Source organism: Kitasatospora sp. NPDC093679 (genome assembly GCF_040683455.1).
Classification (GTDB): domain Bacteria; phylum Actinomycetota; class Actinomycetes; order Streptomycetales; family Streptomycetaceae; genus Kitasatospora; species Kitasatospora arboriphila.
In genome coordinates this window covers 84230-102358 of the sequence record NZ_JBFBDW010000016.1, presented here as the reverse complement: position 1 = coordinate 102358, position 18129 = coordinate 84230, and the positions used below count along the sequence as shown (strand labels likewise).

Here is an 18129-nt window from a genome sequence, read left to right as displayed (position 1 = left end):
CCCGCGGGGCGCCGCGGTCAGGAGGTCTTGCCCGCGTCCGGCTTGGTCGCGAAGTCGTTGACCATGTGCTTCGCCTTGGCCGTGCCGTGCTCGATCTTCTCGTGGTACTTGTGCTTGGTCGCCTTGTCGACCGCCTGGCCGGTCTTGTCGACGACGTCGTCGATCTTCTCCTCGTGCCGGCCGGTGAGTTCGCTCGCCTTGACCTTGAGCTCGTCGGCCTTGACCTTGAGGCTGTCCTTCAGTCCCATGGCTGGTCTCCTCGTCCGGTGGGGGAGGGCCGGACCCGGCGGGCCGGCGTCCCATTTCCTCCAACGCTCGGATGTGCCCGGTTGTTCTCCCCGGCAAACCGGGCGTAATCGGACAAAACGATACGGGGGTGCGAACTCCGCCGCAGGGTTTGGGAGACTGGGCGGGTGAGCAGCTCCAGCCCCGTCCCCTCCCGCGTCGTCTCCGTCGTCGGCGCCACCGCAGCCGGCAAGTCGGACCTCGCCGTGGCGATCGCCACGGCCCTCGGCGGCGAGGTGGTCAACACCGACTCGATGCAGCTCTACCGGGGCATGGACATCGGCACCGCCAAGCTCACCGAGGAGGAGCGCGGCGGCGTCCCGCACCACCTGCTGGACATCTGGGACGTCACCGAGGCGGCCAGCGTCGCCGAGTACCAGCGTCTCGCGCGCGCCGAGATCGACCGGCTGCTCGCGGCCGGCCGCACCCCCGTCCTCGTCGGCGGCTCCGGCCTGTACGTGCGGGCGGCCGTGGACGAGATGGAGTTCCCCGGCACTGATCCGTCCGTACGCGCCCGACTGGAGGCCGAGCTGGCCGAAAACGGCCCCGGGGCGCTGCATCGCCGACTCGCCGCGCTGGACCCGGCGGCCGCCGAGGCGATCCTGACCGGCAACGGCCGGCGGATCGTCCGGGCGCTGGAGGTCATCGAGATCACCGGGCGGCCGTTCACCGCCAACCTGCCCGGCCACACCGCCGTCTACGACACCGTGCAGATCGGCGTCCGGGTGCCCCGACCCGAGCTGGACGAGCGGATCGAGCTGCGGGTCGACCGCATGTGGCAGGCCGGACTCCTCGACGAGGTGCGGGAGTTGGAGAAGGCCGGGCTGCGCGAGGGGCGGACGGCCTCCCGGGCGCTGGGCTACCAACAGGTGCTGGCCTTCTTCGCCGGCGAGTGCACCGAGGACGAGGCCCGCGCCGAGACCGTCCGCGCCACCCGGCGGTTCGCCCGCCGCCAGGAGTCCTGGTTCCGCCGCGACGACCGCATCCACTGGCTGGACCGCCCGGCCGGCGCCGACCCCGTCGAGCTGCTGGCGCGCTCGCTGGAGCTGATCGGCGCCTGACCCGCGGCCCGTCCGCGGCCCGCCCCGGGGGAGTACCCTCCGGGGGTGCTCCCCGAGGACGCCCGGCGCGGCCCCGGAGGCCGCGGGGGCGCTTTCCGGCCATGTCGTTCGTGCAGCTGCGCACGCAACGGCAGGTGCACGACGAACCGGCGGTTACAGCCGGATCACGTCATGGCCACGGATCACCCGGAGACCCGGTACGACGCCCTGTCGGCAACCTTGGACATGCCATCATCGTCAGTACCGGGGGTCGGTCTACGCGGGCCGGCTCCTCCGTTCACGAGTCCGTGAACTCGTGTCGATCCGTCAGGGGAGGCCGCGTGTCGACGGGTACCGGCCCCGAAACCGAGGAGCTCAGGCAGGGCACCGAGCAGGTGCTGCCCGAGCTCGTGGTCCCCACGTCCTACGCGATCGCACTGCCCGCCATCGAGGACCTCGCCGCCCCCGGCGTCGTGCACGAGCGGGAGATCCGGCCGCGCCGCCGACTGCGCTGGTGGCAACTGCTGCCGATCGTGCTGATGGCCACCTTCGGCTCCCTGATGTTCGCCTTCCCGCTGGCCTTCTCCGGCGACGCAGCCTCCTCGATGATCGGCATGCTCGGCCTGCTGCTCACCGCGGCCTCCGGCGGCTGGGGCGCGATGGCCGCCCGGCGGGCCGGCTACAAGTGGCCGGGCCTGCCCCGGCGCGGCAGCGGCACCCGTGCGAGCTGGCGGGCGATCATGGCCTACACCCTGATCGCGGGCGCGGCCGTGGCGCTGGCCCTCTGGCGGGTCGTCCACCTGCGCGGCTGATCAGTACCATCGGCCCTGTGAGCGCACCCACCGGAACCGGCCTCCCCTTCCTCAAGGGCCACGGCACCCAGAACGACTTCGTGATCGTCCCCGACCCGGACGGCCGCCTCGACCTCGGCCCCGTCGCGGTCGCCCGGCTGTGCGACCGCCGCGCGGGCATCGGCGGCGACGGTCTGCTGCGGGTGGTGCGTTCCGCCGCCGACCCGGCCGCCGCCCACCTGGCCGGCGAGGCCGAGTGGTTCATGGACTACCGCAACTCCGACGGCTCGATCGCCGAGATGTGCGGCAACGGCGTGCGGGTCTTCGCCCACTACCTGGTGCAGGCGGGCCTGGCGGAGCCCGGCGCGCTCGCGGTCGCCACCCGGGCCGGCGTCCGGCGGGTCCGGGTCGCCGCGGCCGCCGCCGGCGGCGCGCCCGGCGAGGTCACCGTCGACATGGGCCGCGCGCTGCTCCCCGGCCCGGACGGCATCGAGGTCGCGGTGGACGACAGGGTCTGGCCCGCCCGCAACGTCAACATGGGCAACCCGCACGCGGTCGCCTTCGTCGACAGCCTGGACGATGCCGGGCACCTGTACACCGCGCCGCGCACCGCCCCCGAGGGGGTCTACCCGGACGGCGTGAACGTGGAGTTCGTGGTCGACCGGGGCCCGCGGCACGTGGCGATGCGGGTGCACGAGCGCGGCTCCGGCGAGACCCGCTCCTGCGGCACCGGCGCCTGCGCGGTGGCCGTCGCCGCCGCGCGCCGCGACGGGATCGACCCGGCCGTCACCGGCGAGGCCGTCAGCTACACCGTGGACCTGCCCGGCGGCCGACTGGTGATCGAGGAGTTCCCGGACGGCCGGGTGGAGATGACCGGCCCCGCCGAGATCGTCGCCTCCGGCACCCTGGACCCGGCCTGGCTGGCCTGCCTGCCTGCCTGATCCGCGGCCCCGGCCCGTCGTCCACCCGCCCCGCCCATCCGCCCATCCGCCCTTTTTTCCGCCCTCCCCGCCCGACGGCCCGTCGGCTCCACACCGGCGGGCCGCCGGCGGGCGTCCGCGGGGCCGTCCGCATGCGGAGGTGTCCGGCGGTCCGTCAGCTCCGGCCGGAGCGCGGTGTTTTCCCGTTCCGGTCGTGGGCGAATCCGCCCGATCGGGTGATCCTGGTCACGGACCGGGAGCATTGCGTCGCGGATCGTGCTGTCCTCGGTAGCATGGACCACCGGGTCGGGAGCCCGCTCCGGTGATCGCTGCCGGAGGTGCGGATGGCCATCGAAGCAGGACCGATCGAGACCGCTCAGCCCGGCGCCGCGTCCAGGCGCCCGCTCGGCCGGCTGAGCCGCAGCGCGCTGACCCGGGCGGGCCGCGCCGCCCTGCTGGCCACCGGCCGCGCCCCCGTTCCGGACGCCATCGAGCCGATCGTGCAGGCGCACCGCCGCCACCATCCGCAGGCCGACCTCGCCCTGCTCGCACGGGCCTACCGGCTCGCCGAGGAGGGCCACCGCGGCCAGACCCGCAAGAGCGGCGAGCCGTACATCACCCACCCGCTCGCCGTCACCATGATCCTCGCCCAACTCGGCGCCGAGACCACCACGTTGGTCGCCTCGCTGCTGCACGACACGGTCGAGGACACCGAGGTGACGCTCGATCAGGTGGCCGCCGACTTCGGGCCCGAGGTGGCCTACCTGGTCGACGGCGTCACCAAGTTGGAGAAGGTGGACTTCGGCGTCGCCGCCGAGGCGGAGACCTTCCGCAAGATGCTCGTCGCCACCGGCGACGACGTCCGGGTGATGGTCATCAAGCTCGCCGACCGGCTGCACAACATGCGCACCATCCGGCACATGAAGCCCGCCAGCCGGGTACGGATCGCCAAGGTCACCCGGGACGTCCTCATCCCGCTCGCCGAGCGCCTCGGCATCCAGGTGCTCAAGACCGAGCTGGAGGACATCGTCTTCGCCACCCTCCACCCGGAGGAGTACGCCCGGACGCGCGCCGTGGTCGCCGCGCACGAGGCCCGGCCGGACGGACTGCTGCAGCCCTTCGCCGGGACGCTCGCCCGCCAGCTCGCCGAGGCCGGGGTGCCCGCCGAGGTCACCGTCCGCCCCCGGCACTGCGTGTCGGTGCACCGGGTGATGCTCAAGCGGGCGGCCGCGGCCGGCCCGGACGGCCGGCCGCAGGCCCTGCAGCCGGCGGACTTCGGACGGCTGCTGGTCGTCGTCGAGGAGAACGCGGACTGCTACGCCGTCCTCGGCGAGCTCCACACCTGCTGGACACCGCTGCCCGGTGAGTTCAAGGACTTCGTGGCGGCCCCCAAGTTCAACCTCTACCAGTCGCTGCACACCGCGGTGCAGCTGCCCGGTGGCGAGGTGGCCGAGGTGCTGGTCCGCACCCGGCAGATGCACCGGGTGGCCGAGTTCGGCGTGGTCGCGCTCGGCGACCCGCACCAGCCGGCCGACCGGGCGGCCGCCGCGGCGCCGGCCGGGACGGGCACCCCGGCCGGGACGGGCACCTCGGCCGCGGGCGGTGCCCCGGCCGGCGGCGACGAACTCGACCGCACCGACCCCGCGAGACCCGGCTGGCTCAGCCGGCTGCTCGCCTGGCAGCAGGAGACGCCGGATCCGGACGCCTTCTGGACGACGCTGCGGGACACCCTCGCCGACGACGGCGAGATCACCGTCGTCACCGAGGAGGGCGACACCCTCCACCTCCCGGTCGGCGCCAGCTGCGTGGACGCCGCCTACCTGCTCGGCGAGGAGACCGGCCACCGATGTATCGGCGCCCGGGTCAACGGCCGGCTCGCCACCCTCTCCACCGTGCTGCGCGACGGCGACATGGTGGCCGTGCTGACCGCCCCGACCGGCGAACCGCCGGGCCCCTCCGCCGACTGGCTGGAGCACGTGCGCACCCCCGCCGCCCGCCTCGCCGTCGAACGCTGGCTGGCCGGCCGCCCGGCCGCCGCGCCGGAGGTGGAGACCGGACCCGCCGACGGCAGACCGGTGCCCCAACCACTGCCGCACCCCCCGGCGGGCGCCCGCGGCCGCGCCCCGGTCACCGTGGCCGGCCGTCCCGACACACCCGTCCGGCTCGCCCGCTGCTGCACCCCCGTACCCCCGGACGCGGTCACCGGCTACCCGATCCGCGGCGGCGCCGTCGCCGTCCACCGCACCGGCTGCCCGGTCGGCGAGCGGATGCGCGAGGACGGCCGCGGTCCGCTCCGGCTGACCTGGGTCCCCGGCGCCGCACCGCCGAACGGCTACCGGGTCGCCCTGCAGGCCGAGGCGCTGAACCGCCCGCGGCTGCTGGCCGACCTCACCGCCGCCATCTCCGGCGAGGGCGTCGGCATCTTCTCCGCCGACGTCGAGGCCCCCCGCGACCTGCGGGTCCGGCACAGCTACACGATCGAACTGCCCGGCGCCGAGACGCTGCCCGCGGTGATGCGCGCGATGCTGCGCGTCCCCGGCGTGTACGACGTCTACCGGGCCGGCGCGCCCCGCGAGGACGCCGCCGTCGGCCCCGCCGCCGACCCGCCGGACGGTGCCGCCGAGGTGGCCGCGGGGCGAAATGGGGGTGACCCGGCGGACGGGGCCGTGCGACCATCGTGGGGAATGCACGGCCGGTCCGCGGCGTTCTCCGGAGGCAGTAGCTCCGGTGCCGCCGGCGGTCCGCAGGGGTAGCTCGTCCCGCCCGACGGTAGAAGGGGCGGCAGCCGGGCAGACTCCTCGACGCAGTCCGTCTGCGCCGGCCTCCCGACACCGCAAAGGATGAGATGACCTCCACGTTCGACAGCCGCACCCAGACGCGCGAGTCCGCCCGCCGGCTCGCCGACCTCAGGGCCGGTGCCCTGATGGACGAGGACCTCGCGGCGATCGACGAGGACCTCGACCACTACGACGGGGAACAGTACGACCGCTCCGAGCGCGCGGCCCTGCGCCGCGTGGCCGGCCTGTCGACCGAGCTCCAGGACGTCACCGAAGTCGAGTACCGCCAGCTCCGCCTGGAGCGCGTGGTGCTCGTCGGCGTGTGGACGGACGGCACGGTCGAAGAGGCCGAGAACTCGCTGGCCGAGCTGGCCGCGCTCGCCGAGACGGCCGGCTCCGAGGTGCTGGACGGTGTGATCCAGCGCCGTGACAAGCCCGACGCGGCCACCTACATCGGCTCCGGCAAGGCGCAGGAGCTGCGCGACATCGTCGCCTCCACCGGCGCCGACACCGTCGTCTGCGACGGTGAGCTCACCCCCGGCCAGCTGATCCACCTCGAGGACGTCGTCAAGGTGAAGGTCGTCGACCGGACGGCCCTGATCCTCGACATCTTCGCCCAGCACGCCAAGTCCCGCGAGGGCAAGGCCCAGGTCTCCCTGGCGCAGATGCAGTACATGCTGCCGCGCCTGCGCGGCTGGGGCCAGTCGCTCTCCCGGCAGATGGGTGGCGGTGGCTCCGGCTCCTCGGGCGGCGGCATGGCCACCCGTGGTCCCGGTGAGACCAAGATCGAGACCGACCGGCGCCGGATCCGCGAGAAGATGGCGAAGCTCCGCAAGGAGATCGCCGACATGAAGAAGGGCCGCGACACCAAGCGCCAGGAGCGCAAGCGCCACCAGGTGCCGTCCGTGGCCATCGCCGGCTACACCAACGCCGGCAAGTCCTCCCTGCTCAACCGGCTGACCGGGGCCGGCGTCCTGGTGGAGAACGCCCTGTTCGCCACCCTGGACCCGACCGTCCGGCGCGCCCAGACCCCGAGCGGCCGGCTGTACACGCTCGCCGACACCGTCGGCTTCGTCCGCCACCTGCCGCACCACCTGGTCGAGGCGTTCCGCTCCACCATGGAGGAGGTCGCCGCCGCCGACCTCATCCTGCACGTGGTCGACGGCTCGCACCCCGAGCCGGAGACCCAGCTCGCCGCCGTCCGCGAGGTGATCGTCTCGGTCGAGGCACAGGACGTGCCCGAGATCGTGGTGATCAACAAGGCCGACGCCGCCGACCCGGCGGTGCTGCAGCGCCTGCTGCGCCGCGAGCCGCACGCCATCGTGGTGTCGGCCCGCAGCGGCCAGGGCATCGACGAGCTGCTGCAGCTCATCGACGACGAGCTGCCCCGCCCGGCCGTCGAGGTGCAGGTGCTGGTCCCGTACACCCGCGGCGACCTGGTCTCCCGGGTGCACGCGGAGGGCGAGCTGATCTCCACCGAGCACACCGGCGACGGCACCCTGCTGCACGCCAAGGTGGCGGCCGTGCTGGCCGCCGAGCTGGAGCGCTTCGCCGTGGTGGCCCAGGCCTGACGACGGCGCACCGCGAACGCCGCGGGCCCCGCACCCCTCGGTGGGGTGCGGGGCCCGCGCCGTTCCCAGGTCACCGCTTCAGGGTGCTCATGTAGTCGAACATCGCCTTCGCCTGCGCGCCGAGCGCCGGGCCGGCCATCCAGGCCGCCGGACGCGGGCCGATCGAGTTGTTGCTGATCAGCGACGGCTTGCCGTTGCGCAGCACGAACCAGCCGCCGCCGCTGGAACCGCCCGTCATGGTGCAGCCGATCACGTACATCGTCGGCCGCTCGGCGTCGAAGGAGAGCCGGGCCGGCTTCACCCGCGAGTCGCAGAACTCCAGCTCCCGGCCGTCGAAGGGCGCCCCCTGCGGGTAGCCGTACGCGGAGACCCCGGCGATCTGGGCGCGCGGCGCGTCGAACCACACCGGCACCGAGCTGCCGACCGCCTCCTCCAGCGAACGGCCGTCGGAGGAGTCCTCGTTGTGCACCCGGAGGATGCCGAAGTCGTACTGGCTGGCGGGTCCGCCGCGCTCGCCGCCCTCCTCCGCCCACTGCGGGGAGACCACCGCGTAGTCGGCCGTCCAGGCACCGTACGGCGCGACCTGCTCGAAGGTCGCCTCGCGGCCCTTCGACGCGGCGCCGGAGCGGTTGTACGAGGGCACGAACGCCATCTTCTTGAACCAGGTGCCGCCCTTGCCCTCGTGCAGGCAGTGCGCGGCCGTCCACACCAGGTTGGACTTGCCGGGGTGCGCCGGGTCGCTGATCACCGTGCCGGAGCAGACCGCGCTGGTCTGCGCGTCCACCTGCATGAAGATCTTGCCCAGCACCGCGGAGGCCGGGGAGTACGGGTGCGGCTGCGCCTTGGCGGGGATCTTCGCCGGCGGCTGCGGGTCGTTCTCCGGAGCGGTCTTCTCGGACTGCAGGGCGGCGTCCTGCGTCTCCATGCCCTGCGCCTTGTCCATCCGGGCCCGGTCCCAGAAGCCCTTGAGCTTCTCCGCGGTGAAGCCGTGCGCACCGGCCCACTTCGCCCAGTCGTCCGTGGTCCAGTTCTTCAGGTTCTTCAGCGCCTCGGTCAGGTCGAGACCGGGCTTGGCGGCGCCCGAGGCCGAGGCCGAGGCCGGCGCGGCCGCGTCGGCGCCGCCGCCGGCCTCCGGGTCGCAGGCGGTCGCGGTGAGGGTGAGCACGGCGGCCGCCGCGGCGGCGGCTGCGGTCCTGCGGAAGGTGGAAGGCATGTCTGTCCCCGTCTGCTGTGTCGATGTTCCGGCGGTCGGCAGCACCGGGGGAGTGCCCCGGGGCCGCCGGCCGCGTCGGTGCGTGTCTGTCGGTCGGGCGGGTCTACTTCTGGGAGATCCAGGCCAGTGCCTGCTGGGCGACCTTCTCCAGGTAGGGGCCGCTCAGGGTGGTGTGGGCGCCGGTGCCGATCGAGGTGTTGCTGACCAGGGCGGTCCGGCCGTCCGGCATCGGGGCGAACCAGCCGCCGCCGCTGGCACCGGCGGTCATGGTGCAGCCGATGGTGAGCATCGCCGGGCGGGCCGCGTCGAAGGACAGCCGGGTGGGCCGGCCGCCGTCGCACCGGTCCAACTCCTGGCCGTTGAACGGCTTGACCGCCGGATAGCCCCAGGCGGAGATCCGCAGCTGCTCGCGCGGTGCGTCGAACCACACCGGCACGGCGGTGCCGATCGCCTCCTCCAGCGACTTCGAGGGGTCCTGCGGGTCGTGCACCCGCAGCACCGCGAAGTCGTACTGGTTGGCGGCGTCCCCGCTGTGCCCGCCCTCGGCCGGCCACAGCGGCGAGGTCACCACCTTGTCGGCCCACCACTGGCCGAGCGGCGCCACCTCGGCGAGCGGAGCCCTGCGGCCGCCGCTCGCCGCGCCCGAACTGTTGTAGGCCGGCACGAAGATGATGTTCTTGAACCAGTCGCCGCCCTTGCCCTGGTGGACGCAGTGCGCGGCCGTCCAGACCAGGTTGGACTTCCCCGGGTGCGACGGATCGGCGACCACCGTCGCCGAGCACTGGCCGATGCCGCCGCCCGGCGCGTTGCTGAACACCTTCCCGGAGGCCGGGTACCGGGTGTACGGGCGCTCCACCGGAACGGCCGGGACCGGTGTCGGATCGGGCTCGGCGCTCCCGTCCCCGGGCGGCGGCGCGGTGGGCGACACCGTGGGCGGTGCCGGCTGCTGCGGGGCGGCGGCGTCCATCCGGTCCGGATTCCACAGGTCCCGCACCACCGGGTTGCGGAAGACGTGCGCGGACGCCCACCTGTCCCAGTCCGCGTACGTCCAGTGGCGCAGCTCGTCCCAGCTCCGCGGGAGCCCGGCCAGCAGCCCCGAGGGCAGGTCGGTCGGCAGCTTCAGCCGGCCCGCCCGTGCCGAGGCGGCGCTGCCCGACGGCTCCGGCGTGCCCCCGCCCTCCGGAGTGCAGGCCGCGACGGTGAGCAGCAGTGCCGCGGCGAGTGTCGCGAGCGGCCCCGCCCGTCCGATGTGTGCCATGGCTACGTCCCCCCTGACGTCGCTGCGGCCGAATCGCCGCCGGTGAAGTCTGCCATCACCGGCACGGCCGACGTCGCCGGGGTGCACGCCGGTTGACAAGAGGTCACCGAACCGTGACCCGGACGCACCGTCAGCACACACCACCCCCACGGGTGAGCAAACGGCTCCGTTTCACCACAACGAGTGAGGAGCTTTTGTGGTCGGGCGCCCCAGGAAGGTAACCCTTACCTGTCGCCTTCCGGGTGCCGTTCCCCCACCGCACCCGTTCGACCCCGCGCCGGCCGACGGCGCGCACCCAAGGAGCAGCCTTGAGCACCGCCCTCACCGGAGCCCCGACCCCCGCCGCACCGCCCGGACCAGCTGCCCCCCGAGCACGCCGCACCCCCGACGACGACCCCCTGCACGATCCCCTTCCCGGCGCCCTTCCCGACCCGCCGGACCACCCCGGGACGGACCACCCCGGGACGGACGACCCGCTGCTCCACCCCGACCCCGCCACCGCCGCGGAACACGCCACCACCGAAGCCGTCCTGCGCTGCTGGGCCCGCGAGACCGGCACCCGGCCCGACGCCGCCGGACGCCTCGACGCCCCCGTCCTCGGCGGCGCCGCCCGGCTCGGCGCCCCCGTCCGCTACTGGTCGCCGTGCGGCCGCCACCGCTTCGGCCCCGCCACCGTCGGCACCGGGCCCGGCGGCCCCGCCGCACCCGTCGACGCCGTCACCGCCACCGCCCTGCTCGCCCGCACCGCCGACGGCGACGGCCGGCACACCGACCCCGGCCGGATCGCCGACCTCGCCGCCCGGGTCGCCGACTCCGTCGCCCGCACCACCGAGATCCTCGCCCACCGCCGCACCGCCGCCGACCCCGCCGGCCACACCCCCTTCCTCCGCTCCGAACAGGCCCTGCTGCTCGGCCACCCCCTGCACCCCACCCCCAAGAGCCGCGACGGCCTCGGCCCCGCCGAGAGCCGCGCCTACTCGCCCGAACTCCACGGCTCCTTCCGCCTCCACTGGTACGCCGTCGACCGCACCCTGCTCGCCGCCGACTCCGCCACCGCGGAGAGCGCCGACCGGATCACCGAACGGCTCCTCGCCGCCCCCCACCTCCTGCCGCCCGGCACCGCCGCCCTGCCGCTCCACCCCTGGCAGGCCCGCGAACTCGCGCTGCGCCCCGCCGTCGCCGCCCTGCTCGACCAGGGCCTGCTGCACGACCTGGGCCCGCACGGCGACCCCTGGCACCCCACCTCCTCCGTCCGCACCGTCACCCGCCCCGGCACCCCCTGGATGCTCAAGCTCTCGCTCGGCCTGCGGATCACCAACTCCCGCCGCGAGAACCTCCGCAAGGAACTCCACCGCGGCACCGAGGTCCACCGCCTGCTCGAAGCCGGCCTCGCCGCCGAGTGGCGGGCCGCCCACCCCGGCTTCGACATCGTCCGCGACCCCGCCTGGATCGGCGTCGACCACCCCGGCCTCACCGACCCCGACGGGCTGTCCACCGTGCTGCGCCAGCAGCCGTTCGGCCCCGCCGACCGCGTCTACTGCCTCGCCGGCCTGCTCGCCGAGCACCCCGCCGGGCAGCGGCTCGACTCGCACCTCGGCCGCCTCCTCGCGGCCCTCGCCGACCGCACCGGCCGCCGCCCGGGCACCGTCGCCGCCGAATGGTTCCTGCGCTACCTCGACGCCGTCGTCCTGCCCGTCCTCTGGCTCGACGGCACCGCCGGCATCGCCCTGGAGGCGCACCAGCAGAACAGCCTCGTCCTGCTCGACCGGGACGGCTGGCCCGTCGGCGGCCGCTACCGCGACAACCAGGGCTACTACTACCGCGACTCCGCCGCCGAACGGCTCACCGCCCGGCTGCCCGGCCTCGGCAGCACCAGCGACACCTTCGTCCCCGACCGGGTCGCCGACGAGCGCTTCGCCTACTACCTCGGCATCAACCACGTCCTCGGCCTGATCGGCGCCCTCGGCGCCCAGCGGCTCGCCGACGAGGAGGTGCTGCTCGCCGCCCTGCGCCGCTTCCTCGCCGGCCCGCGCGCCGCCGCCACCGGCTCGGGCCTGCCCGCCCACCTGCTCACCGCCGCCACCCTGCGCTGCAAGGCCAACCTGCTCACCCGGCTGCACGGCCTCGACGAACTCGTCGGCCCGGTCGAGACGCAGTCCGTCTACGTCGACATCCCCAACCCGGTGGCCGCCGCATGACCCCGGCCACCGCCCCGGCCCCGGCGGCTCCGGCACCGGGGGAGCGCCCCACCCCACCGGACGGCGTCGCCGACCACGGCCCGATCGCCACCCCCGCCGGCGAGTTCCGGCTCCGCCCCGTCCGGCTGCCCGACGACCTCCCGCTGATCGCCGGCTGGATGAACGACCCCGCCGTCGACACCTGGTGGCAGCTCGCCGGGCCGCCCGACCGCACCGAGCGGCACCTGCGCGCCCAACTCGACGGCGACGGCCGCAGCCTGCCCTGCCTCGGCCTGCTCGACGGCACCCCGATGAGCTACTGGGAGATCTACCGGGCCGACCTCGACCCGATCGCCGCCCACTACCCGGCGCGCCCCCACGACACCGGCCTCCACCTGCTGCTCGGCCCGCCCGCGGCCCGCGGCCGCGGCCTCGGCGCCGTCCTGCTCGCCGCCCTCGCCGACCACGTCCTCGCCCGCCGCCCCGACTGCCACCGGGTGCTCGCCGAACCCGACCTCCGCAACACCGCCTGCCGCCGCTCCCTCGAACGGGCCGGCTTCCGGCAGGCCGGCGAACTCGAACTCCCCGACAAGCGCGCCGCACTGATGGTCCGTTCCCGGCCCGGCCCCCGCCCGCTCCCCGCCCCCCGCGACGGCGGCGAACCGTACGGCCTGCTCGGCGTCGGCATCGGCCCCTTCAACCTCTCCCTCGCCGCCCTCGCCCACGGCGCCGCCGACGCCGTCTCCGCGCTCTTCTGCGAGGCCGAGCCCGAGTACCGCTGGCACCCCGGCATGCTCGTCGAGGGCGCCCGGATGCAGGTGCCCTTCCTCGCCGACCTGGTCTCCCTGGTCGACCCCACCAGCCCCTGGAGCTTCCTCAACTACCTGCGGCACCAGGAACGCCTCTACCCCTTCTACTTCGCCGAGCGCTTCCAGCTCTCCCGCCGCGAGTACGCCCACTACTGCCGCTGGGTCGCCCACCGGCTGCCCAACTGCCGCTTCGGCGCCCCCGTCACCGCCCTGCGCTGGGACACCGCCGAGCGGCTGTTCCGCGCCGAGGCCGGCGGCGAGGAGATCCGCGCCCGCAACGTCGTCCTCGGCGTCGGCACCCGCCCGCACCGGCCGGCCGCCTTCGCCGACCTCGCCGGCCACCCCCGGGTCTGGCACTCCGCCGACTACCTGCAACGCCGTGACAGCCTCGACGGCGCCCGCGACATCACCGTCCTCGGCTCCGGCCAGTCCGGCGCCGAGGTCTTCCTCGACCTGCTGCGCCGCCGCGCCGACGACGGCACCCGGCTGCGCTGGCTGAGCCGCACCCGCGCCCTCGCCCCCATGGAGTACTCCAAGCTCGGCCTGGAGCACTTCACCCCCGACTACACCCGCTACTTCCACAGCCTCCCGCGCGAGGTCCGCGACGACCTGGTGCCCGCCCAGTGGCAGCTCCACAAGGCCGCCAGCGCCGAGACCCTCGCCGAGATCCACGACCTGCTGTACGAGCGCTCCGTCGGCCGCCCGCCCGGCGGCGACCCGGTCGAGATCGTCCCGGGCACGGCCGTCACCGCCGCCCGCAGCGGGCCCTGCGGCGGCCTCGAACTCCACTGCCGGCACACCGACTCCGGCGCCGACCACGTCCTGCGCACCGACGCCGTGGTGCTCGCCACCGGCTACCGCGCCACCCGCCCGGACGCCCTCGACCCGATCGCCGCCCTCATCGACTGGGACGAGCGGGGCCGCTACCGCGTCGACCTGGACCACCGCGTCGCCACCCGGCCCGAACTCACCGGCGGCCTCTACGTGCAGAACGCCGAGCTGCACACCCACGGCGTGGGCACCCCCGACCTGGGCCTCGGCGCCCACCGCGCCGCCGTCATCCTCAACGCCGTCGCCGGCAAGGAGCTCCACCCGCTGCCCGCCCGCACCGCCTGGACCAGCTTCGCCCCGCCGGGCGGCGCCTGAGCACCCCCGCCGGCCCGCCGGGGCGGCCCGCCGGGCCGGGGCGCACGGGGCGCCCGGCCCGGCGGGCGGGCCGAGCCCGCCCGCCTCGGCGCGCACCGATTGTCGGCGGCGCGCAATAAGGTGGGCGGCGTCATGACGAACGACTCCGCACCCCTGCCCCTGCCGGGCGACGACACGCCGGCCCCCGTACCGCGCTCCCGCATCCCCGAGCTGCTGCACGCCGCCGTCACCGCGGTCGGCGGCGTCGAGCGCCCCGGCCAGGTCAGGATGGCCGAGGCCGTCGCGGACGCGGTCGACGAGGGCGAACACCTCCTCGTCCAGGCCGGCACCGGCACCGGAAAGTCCCTCGCCTACCTGGTGCCCGCCCTCGCCCACGGCGACCGCGTCGTGGTCGCCACCGCCACCCTCGCCCTGCAGCGCCAGCTCGTCGAACGCGACCTGCCGCGGACGGTCGACGCCCTGCACCCCGTGCTGCGCCGCCGCCCGCTCTTCGCGATGCTCAAGGGCCGCTCCAACTACCTGTGCCTGCACCGGGTGCACGAGGGCACCCCGGCGGACGAGGGCGAAGGCCTGTTCGACGCCGCCGAGGTGCTCGGCGGCCCGAGCAGCAAGCTCGGCCAGGACGTCGTGCGGCTGCGCGACTGGGCGGACGAGACGGAGACCGGAGACCGGGACGACCTCTCGCCGGGCGTCTCCGACAAGGCCTGGGCCCAGCTCTCCGTCAGCTCCTCCGAGTGCCTCGGCGCCTCCAGGTGCCCGTACGGCCAGGAGTGCTTCGCCGAGGCCGCGCGCGAGCGGGCCAAGGTGGCGGACGTCGTCGTCACCAACCACGCGATGCTGGCGATCGACGCCATCGAGGGTGCCCCGGTGCTGCCCGAGCACGGGCTGCTGATCATCGACGAGGCGCACGAGCTGGTGAACCGGGTGACCGGCGCCGCCACCGCCGAGCTCACCGTGCACGCGGTGAACCGGGCCGTCCGGCGGGCCGCCAAGCTCGCCAACGAGAAGGCGGTGGACGCCCTCCAGGCCGCCGCCGAGAACTACCACGGGCTGATGGAAACCGCGCAGCCCGGCCGGGTCGAGGAGCTGCCCGAGTACCTCGCCTACGCCGTCACCGCGATCCGGGACGCCGCCCGCCAGGTCATCACCTCGCTCGGCGAGACGCGGGACCGCTCGCTCTCCGACGAGGACGCGGTGCGCAAGCAGGCCATGGCCTCCGCCGAGTCGCTGCACGAGACGACCGACCGGCTGCTCCAGGACTCCGCCTACGACGTGGTGTGGATCGAGCGCAGCGACCGCTTCGGGGCCGGCACGGCCTCGCTGCGGGTCGCCCCGCTCTCCGTCTCCGGCCTGCTCCGGGAGAACCTCTACCGGGACCGCTCGGTGGTGCTCACCTCGGCGACCCTCAAGCTGGGCGGCGACTTCAACGGCGTCGCCGCCTCGGTCGGCCTGCCGGCGGAGGGGCGGCTGCCCGACGAGCGGACGCCGGACGAGCCGGAGCCCGACGGCGGCGAGGACGCCCCGCCGTCCTGGCGCGGCCTCGACGTCGGCTCGCCGTTCACCTACCCCAAGCAGGGCATCCTCTACGTCGCCAAGCACCTGCCGCCGCCCGGCCGCGAGCCGGACCGGCCGGCGATGCTGGACGAACTCGCCGAGCTGATCGGCGCAGCCGGCGGGCGGACGCTCGGCCTGTTCTCCTCGATGCGGGCCGCCCAGGCCGCGGCCGAGGCGCTGCGCGAGCGGCTGGACAACCGCATCCTGCTGCAGGGCGAGGAGACGCTCGGCGAGCTGATCAAGGCGTTCGCCTCGGACGCCGAGTCCTGCCTGTTCGGCACCCTGTCGCTCTGGCAGGGCGTGGACGTGCCCGGTTCGGCCTGCCAGCTGGTCGTCATGGACCGCATCCCCTTCCCGCGGCCGGACGACCCGCTGATGAGCGCCCGGCAGAAGGCGGTCGAGGAGGCCGGCGGGAACGGCTTCATGGCGGTCGCGGCGACCCATGCGGCACTGCTGATGGCGCAGGGGGCGGGCCGGCTGGTCCGTGCGGCGGACGACCGGGGTGTGGTGGCGGTGCTCGACCCGCGCCTGGCCACCGCCCGGTACGGCGGCTTCTTCCGCTCGTCGATGCCGGACTTCTGGTACACCAACGACCGCAACCAGGTCCGCCGCTCGCTGGCGGCGATCGACGCCTCGGCCCCGCCGGTGAAGCCGGTGAAGTAGGAGCCCGGCGGCGACGGCCCGCGAAGGTGCCGGACGGACAGAAGGGGGCGCGGGGAGCCACGCGGGCCGTGAGCCCCGCGCAGTTCTCCGCGCCCCCGCGCGTCTGCCCGTCAGAGGCGCCGCAGCACGGCGACGACCTTGCCGAGGATGGTCGCGTTGTCGCCCGGGATCGGGTCGTACGCGGGGTTGTGCGGCATCAGCCAGATCTTGCCGTCCTCGCGCTTGAGGCGCTTGACGGTGGCCTCGCCGTCGATCATGGCGGCGACGATGTCGCCGTTCTCGGCGACCGGCTGCCGGCGGACGGTGACCCAGTCGCCGTCGCAGATGGCCGCCTCGATCATCGAGTCGCCGCGGACGGTGAGCGCGAAGAGCTCGCCCTCGCCGACCAGCTGACGCGGCAGCGGGAAGACGTCCTCGACCGTCTGCTCGGCGAGGATCGGGCCGCCGGCGGCGATCCGGCCGACCAGCGGCACGTAGGAGGTCGAGGGGCGGCCGGCCGTCTCGGCGGTGTTCGGGCGGGCGACCTCGACGCCGCGGACCTCGTAGGCGCGCGGGCGGTGCGGGTCGCGGCGGAGGAAGCCCTTGCGCTCCAGGGCCATCAGCTGGTGGGCGACGGAGGAGGTGGAGGAGAGGCCGACGGCCTGGCCGATCTCGCGCATGGACGGCGGGTAGCCCCGGCGCTGGACGGAGTCCCGGATGACCTCGATGACCCGGCGCTGGCGCTCCGTCAGGCCGGCCTCGTCGGTGCGGATCCCGGGCGGGCGGCCGGGCAGGGAGCGGGTGGGGGCGGGCGCGCCGAGCACGGTGTCCTGCACGGCGGCGTGCTCGATCGGCTGGCTACGGCTCATGCTGTGGTCCACGCCTTGCTGGTCCGTGGTGCGCGCGGAGCGCTCCTGCACCGGGATGGAGTTGCTCTTGAGTTCTACGGTGTTCATCGCGGCCCCTCATTGGACAGGCGTTTCTCCCTTGCCCTGCTCAACTGGTGCCCCTATCGAAAGGTTGCGCCAAACACACGTTCGAGTGAATTATTTAGCAGTCTGCTGACGCGATCAAGGCTTTGGGTGTACATCGATTAAATGTTCGACTCCGGCAGTCTATTTCACCGGCCCCGGAGATTTCGACCCGGTCCGCGGAACACGCCGCTCGAACGGCGGCGCAGGCACTGCGGACGAACCGGATCCGTTCGGCGTGGCGCGACCCCCGAGCGCTAGATCTTGTGCCAGTCTCACCGGTCGGGCCCACAGGTTGTGGTCGAGCTTGCTGTGGACCCCCGCTCATCGCGTAGAGTGGCCCGGTCCGCTGTCATGCCCTTCGGGAGGGAGTCCTCAGGTGCACTGCCCCTTCTGCCGGCATCCCGACAGCCGGGTCGTGGACAGCAGGGCCAGCGACGACGGCAGTTCCATCCGCCGCCGCCGCCAGTGCCCCGACTGCGGCCGCCGTTTCACCACGGTGGAGACCGCGACCCTGATGGTGATCAAGCGCAGCGGCGTCACCGAGCCCTTCTCCCGCGAGAAGGTGATCTCCGGCGTCCGCAAGGCCTGCCAGGGCCGGCCGGTCAGCGAGGACGCGCTCGCCCAGCTGGGCCAGCGGGTCGAGGAGTGCGTGCGCGCCTCCGGCAGTGCCGAGCTGTCCACCCATGACGTCGGTCTGGCCATACTGGGCCCGCTCAAGGAGCTCGACGTCGTCGCGTACCTGAGGTTCGCGTCGGTCTACCGGGCCTTCGACGGCCTGGAGGACTTCGAGGCCGCCATCGCGGAGCTCCGCGCCGAGCGGCCCTTCGTCCCGGAGGACGGCGCCGCGCTGTCCTCCCACGCCGCCGCCGCGCCCTAGGGCCGCGGCAGGCCACCGCTCCGACCGTCCGCGGTCGGCGCATGCCCGCTCGACGGGTGCAGAACACAACACAACGTGCGAAAGCGGTCGGCGTT

At 74.5% G+C, this 18129-nt stretch carries 13 protein-coding genes; 9 read left to right on the top strand and 4 right to left on the bottom strand.

Annotation, left to right across the window (positions count from 1 at the left end):
- Nucleotides 1-17: 17 nt before the first annotated feature.
- Nucleotides 18-248 carry an antitoxin gene (locus tag AB0O09_RS16285; protein WP_344623214.1) on the bottom strand — a complete coding sequence of 77 codons (231 nt, stop codon included), beginning with the start codon at nucleotides 246-248 and terminating at the stop codon, nucleotides 18-20.
- A gap of 165 nt (nucleotides 249-413) precedes the next feature.
- Between AB0O09_RS16285 and miaA the strand changes: the two genes are divergently transcribed.
- The 5 genes from miaA (at nucleotide 414) to hflX (ending at nucleotide 7384) form a co-directional block, all read left to right on the top strand.
- Entirely contained in the window at nucleotides 414-1346 is a 933-nt protein-coding gene (gene miaA / locus AB0O09_RS16280) for a tRNA (adenosine(37)-N6)-dimethylallyltransferase MiaA (RefSeq protein WP_363542347.1), read from the top strand.
- Nucleotides 1347-1666: 320 nt separating this feature from the next.
- Nucleotides 1667-2137 (top strand): hypothetical protein, encoded by a 471-nt coding sequence (locus tag AB0O09_RS16275; RefSeq protein WP_363542346.1) that lies wholly within the window; start codon nucleotides 1667-1669, stop codon nucleotides 2135-2137.
- Nucleotides 2138-2154: 17 nt separating this feature from the next.
- Nucleotides 2155-3057, top strand: coding sequence for a diaminopimelate epimerase (gene dapF / locus AB0O09_RS16270; RefSeq protein WP_363542345.1), 903 nt, complete (start codon nucleotides 2155-2157; stop codon nucleotides 3055-3057).
- A gap of 323 nt (nucleotides 3058-3380) precedes the next feature.
- Nucleotides 3381-5789 carry an HD domain-containing protein gene (locus tag AB0O09_RS16265; protein WP_363542344.1) on the top strand — a complete coding sequence of 803 codons (2409 nt, stop codon included), beginning with the start codon at nucleotides 3381-3383 and terminating at the stop codon, nucleotides 5787-5789.
- 92 nt (nucleotides 5790-5881) lie between these two features.
- A complete protein-coding gene (hflX, locus tag AB0O09_RS16260) occupies nucleotides 5882-7384 on the top strand; it encodes a GTPase HflX (protein ID WP_363542343.1) in 1503 nt (500 codons plus the stop codon).
- 70 nt (nucleotides 7385-7454) lie between these two features.
- On the opposite strand, the gene AB0O09_RS16255 is transcribed toward hflX, so the two are convergent.
- Nucleotides 7455-8597, bottom strand: coding sequence for a hypothetical protein (locus AB0O09_RS16255; RefSeq protein ID WP_363542342.1), 1143 nt, complete (start codon nucleotides 8595-8597; stop codon nucleotides 7455-7457).
- A gap of 103 nt (nucleotides 8598-8700) precedes the next feature.
- Nucleotides 8701-9855, bottom strand: a complete 1155-nt coding sequence (locus AB0O09_RS16250; protein WP_363542341.1) for a hypothetical protein — start codon at nucleotides 9853-9855, stop codon at nucleotides 8701-8703.
- 308 nt (nucleotides 9856-10163) lie between these two features.
- Here AB0O09_RS16250 and AB0O09_RS16245 point away from each other — a divergent pair, with 308 nt between their 5' ends.
- The 3 genes from AB0O09_RS16245 to AB0O09_RS16235 all read left to right on the top strand — a co-directional run bounded on the left by AB0O09_RS16245 (nucleotide 10164) and on the right by AB0O09_RS16235 (nucleotide 16204).
- Nucleotides 10164-12053 carry an IucA/IucC family protein gene (locus tag AB0O09_RS16245; RefSeq protein WP_363542340.1) on the top strand — a complete coding sequence of 630 codons (1890 nt, stop codon included), beginning with the start codon at nucleotides 10164-10166 and terminating at the stop codon, nucleotides 12051-12053.
- On the top strand, nucleotides 12050-13987 hold the full coding sequence (locus tag AB0O09_RS16240; RefSeq protein WP_363542339.1) for a GNAT family N-acetyltransferase: 1938 nt from the start codon (nucleotides 12050-12052) through the stop codon (nucleotides 13985-13987). The genes AB0O09_RS16245 and AB0O09_RS16240 overlap by 4 nt, the downstream gene beginning before the upstream one ends.
- Before the next feature lie 132 nt (nucleotides 13988-14119).
- Nucleotides 14120-16204 (top strand): ATP-dependent DNA helicase, encoded by a 2085-nt coding sequence (locus AB0O09_RS16235; protein WP_363542338.1) that lies wholly within the window; start codon nucleotides 14120-14122, stop codon nucleotides 16202-16204.
- Between the two features lie 110 nt (nucleotides 16205-16314).
- On the opposite strand, the gene lexA is transcribed toward AB0O09_RS16235, so the two are convergent.
- Nucleotides 16315-17139 (bottom strand): transcriptional repressor LexA, encoded by an 825-nt coding sequence (lexA, locus tag AB0O09_RS16230; protein WP_344623225.1) that lies wholly within the window; start codon nucleotides 17137-17139, stop codon nucleotides 16315-16317.
- Between the two features lie 394 nt (nucleotides 17140-17533).
- Between lexA and nrdR the strand changes: the two genes are divergently transcribed.
- Nucleotides 17534-18034 (top strand): transcriptional regulator NrdR, encoded by a 501-nt coding sequence (gene nrdR / locus AB0O09_RS16225; RefSeq protein WP_363542337.1) that lies wholly within the window; start codon nucleotides 17534-17536, stop codon nucleotides 18032-18034.
- Nucleotides 18035-18129: the final 95 nt, after the last annotated feature.

Excerpts from the sequence above, each read along its gene's own strand:
- AB0O09_RS16255 (WP_363542342.1), bottom strand. The coding sequence starts at position 8,597 with ATGCCTTCCACCTTCCGCAGGACCGCAGCCGCCGCCGCGGCGGCCGCC.
- AB0O09_RS16265 (WP_363542344.1), top strand. The coding sequence starts at position 3,381 with ATGGCCATCGAAGCAGGACCGATCGAGACCGCTCAGCCCGGCGCCGCG.
- AB0O09_RS16235 (WP_363542338.1), top strand. The coding sequence starts at position 14,120 with ATGACGAACGACTCCGCACCCCTGCCCCTGCCGGGCGACGACACGCCG.
- AB0O09_RS16240 (WP_363542339.1), top strand. The coding sequence starts at position 12,050 with ATGACCCCGGCCACCGCCCCGGCCCCGGCGGCTCCGGCACCGGGGGAG.
- AB0O09_RS16250 (WP_363542341.1), bottom strand. The coding sequence starts at position 9,855 with ATGGCACACATCGGACGGGCGGGGCCGCTCGCGACACTCGCCGCGGCA.
- lexA (WP_344623225.1), bottom strand. The coding sequence starts at position 17,139 with ATGAACACCGTAGAACTCAAGAGCAACTCCATCCCGGTGCAGGAGCGC.
- hflX (WP_363542343.1), top strand. The coding sequence starts at position 5,882 with ATGACCTCCACGTTCGACAGCCGCACCCAGACGCGCGAGTCCGCCCGC.
- AB0O09_RS16285 (WP_344623214.1), bottom strand. The coding sequence starts at position 248 with ATGGGACTGAAGGACAGCCTCAAGGTCAAGGCCGACGAGCTCAAGGTC.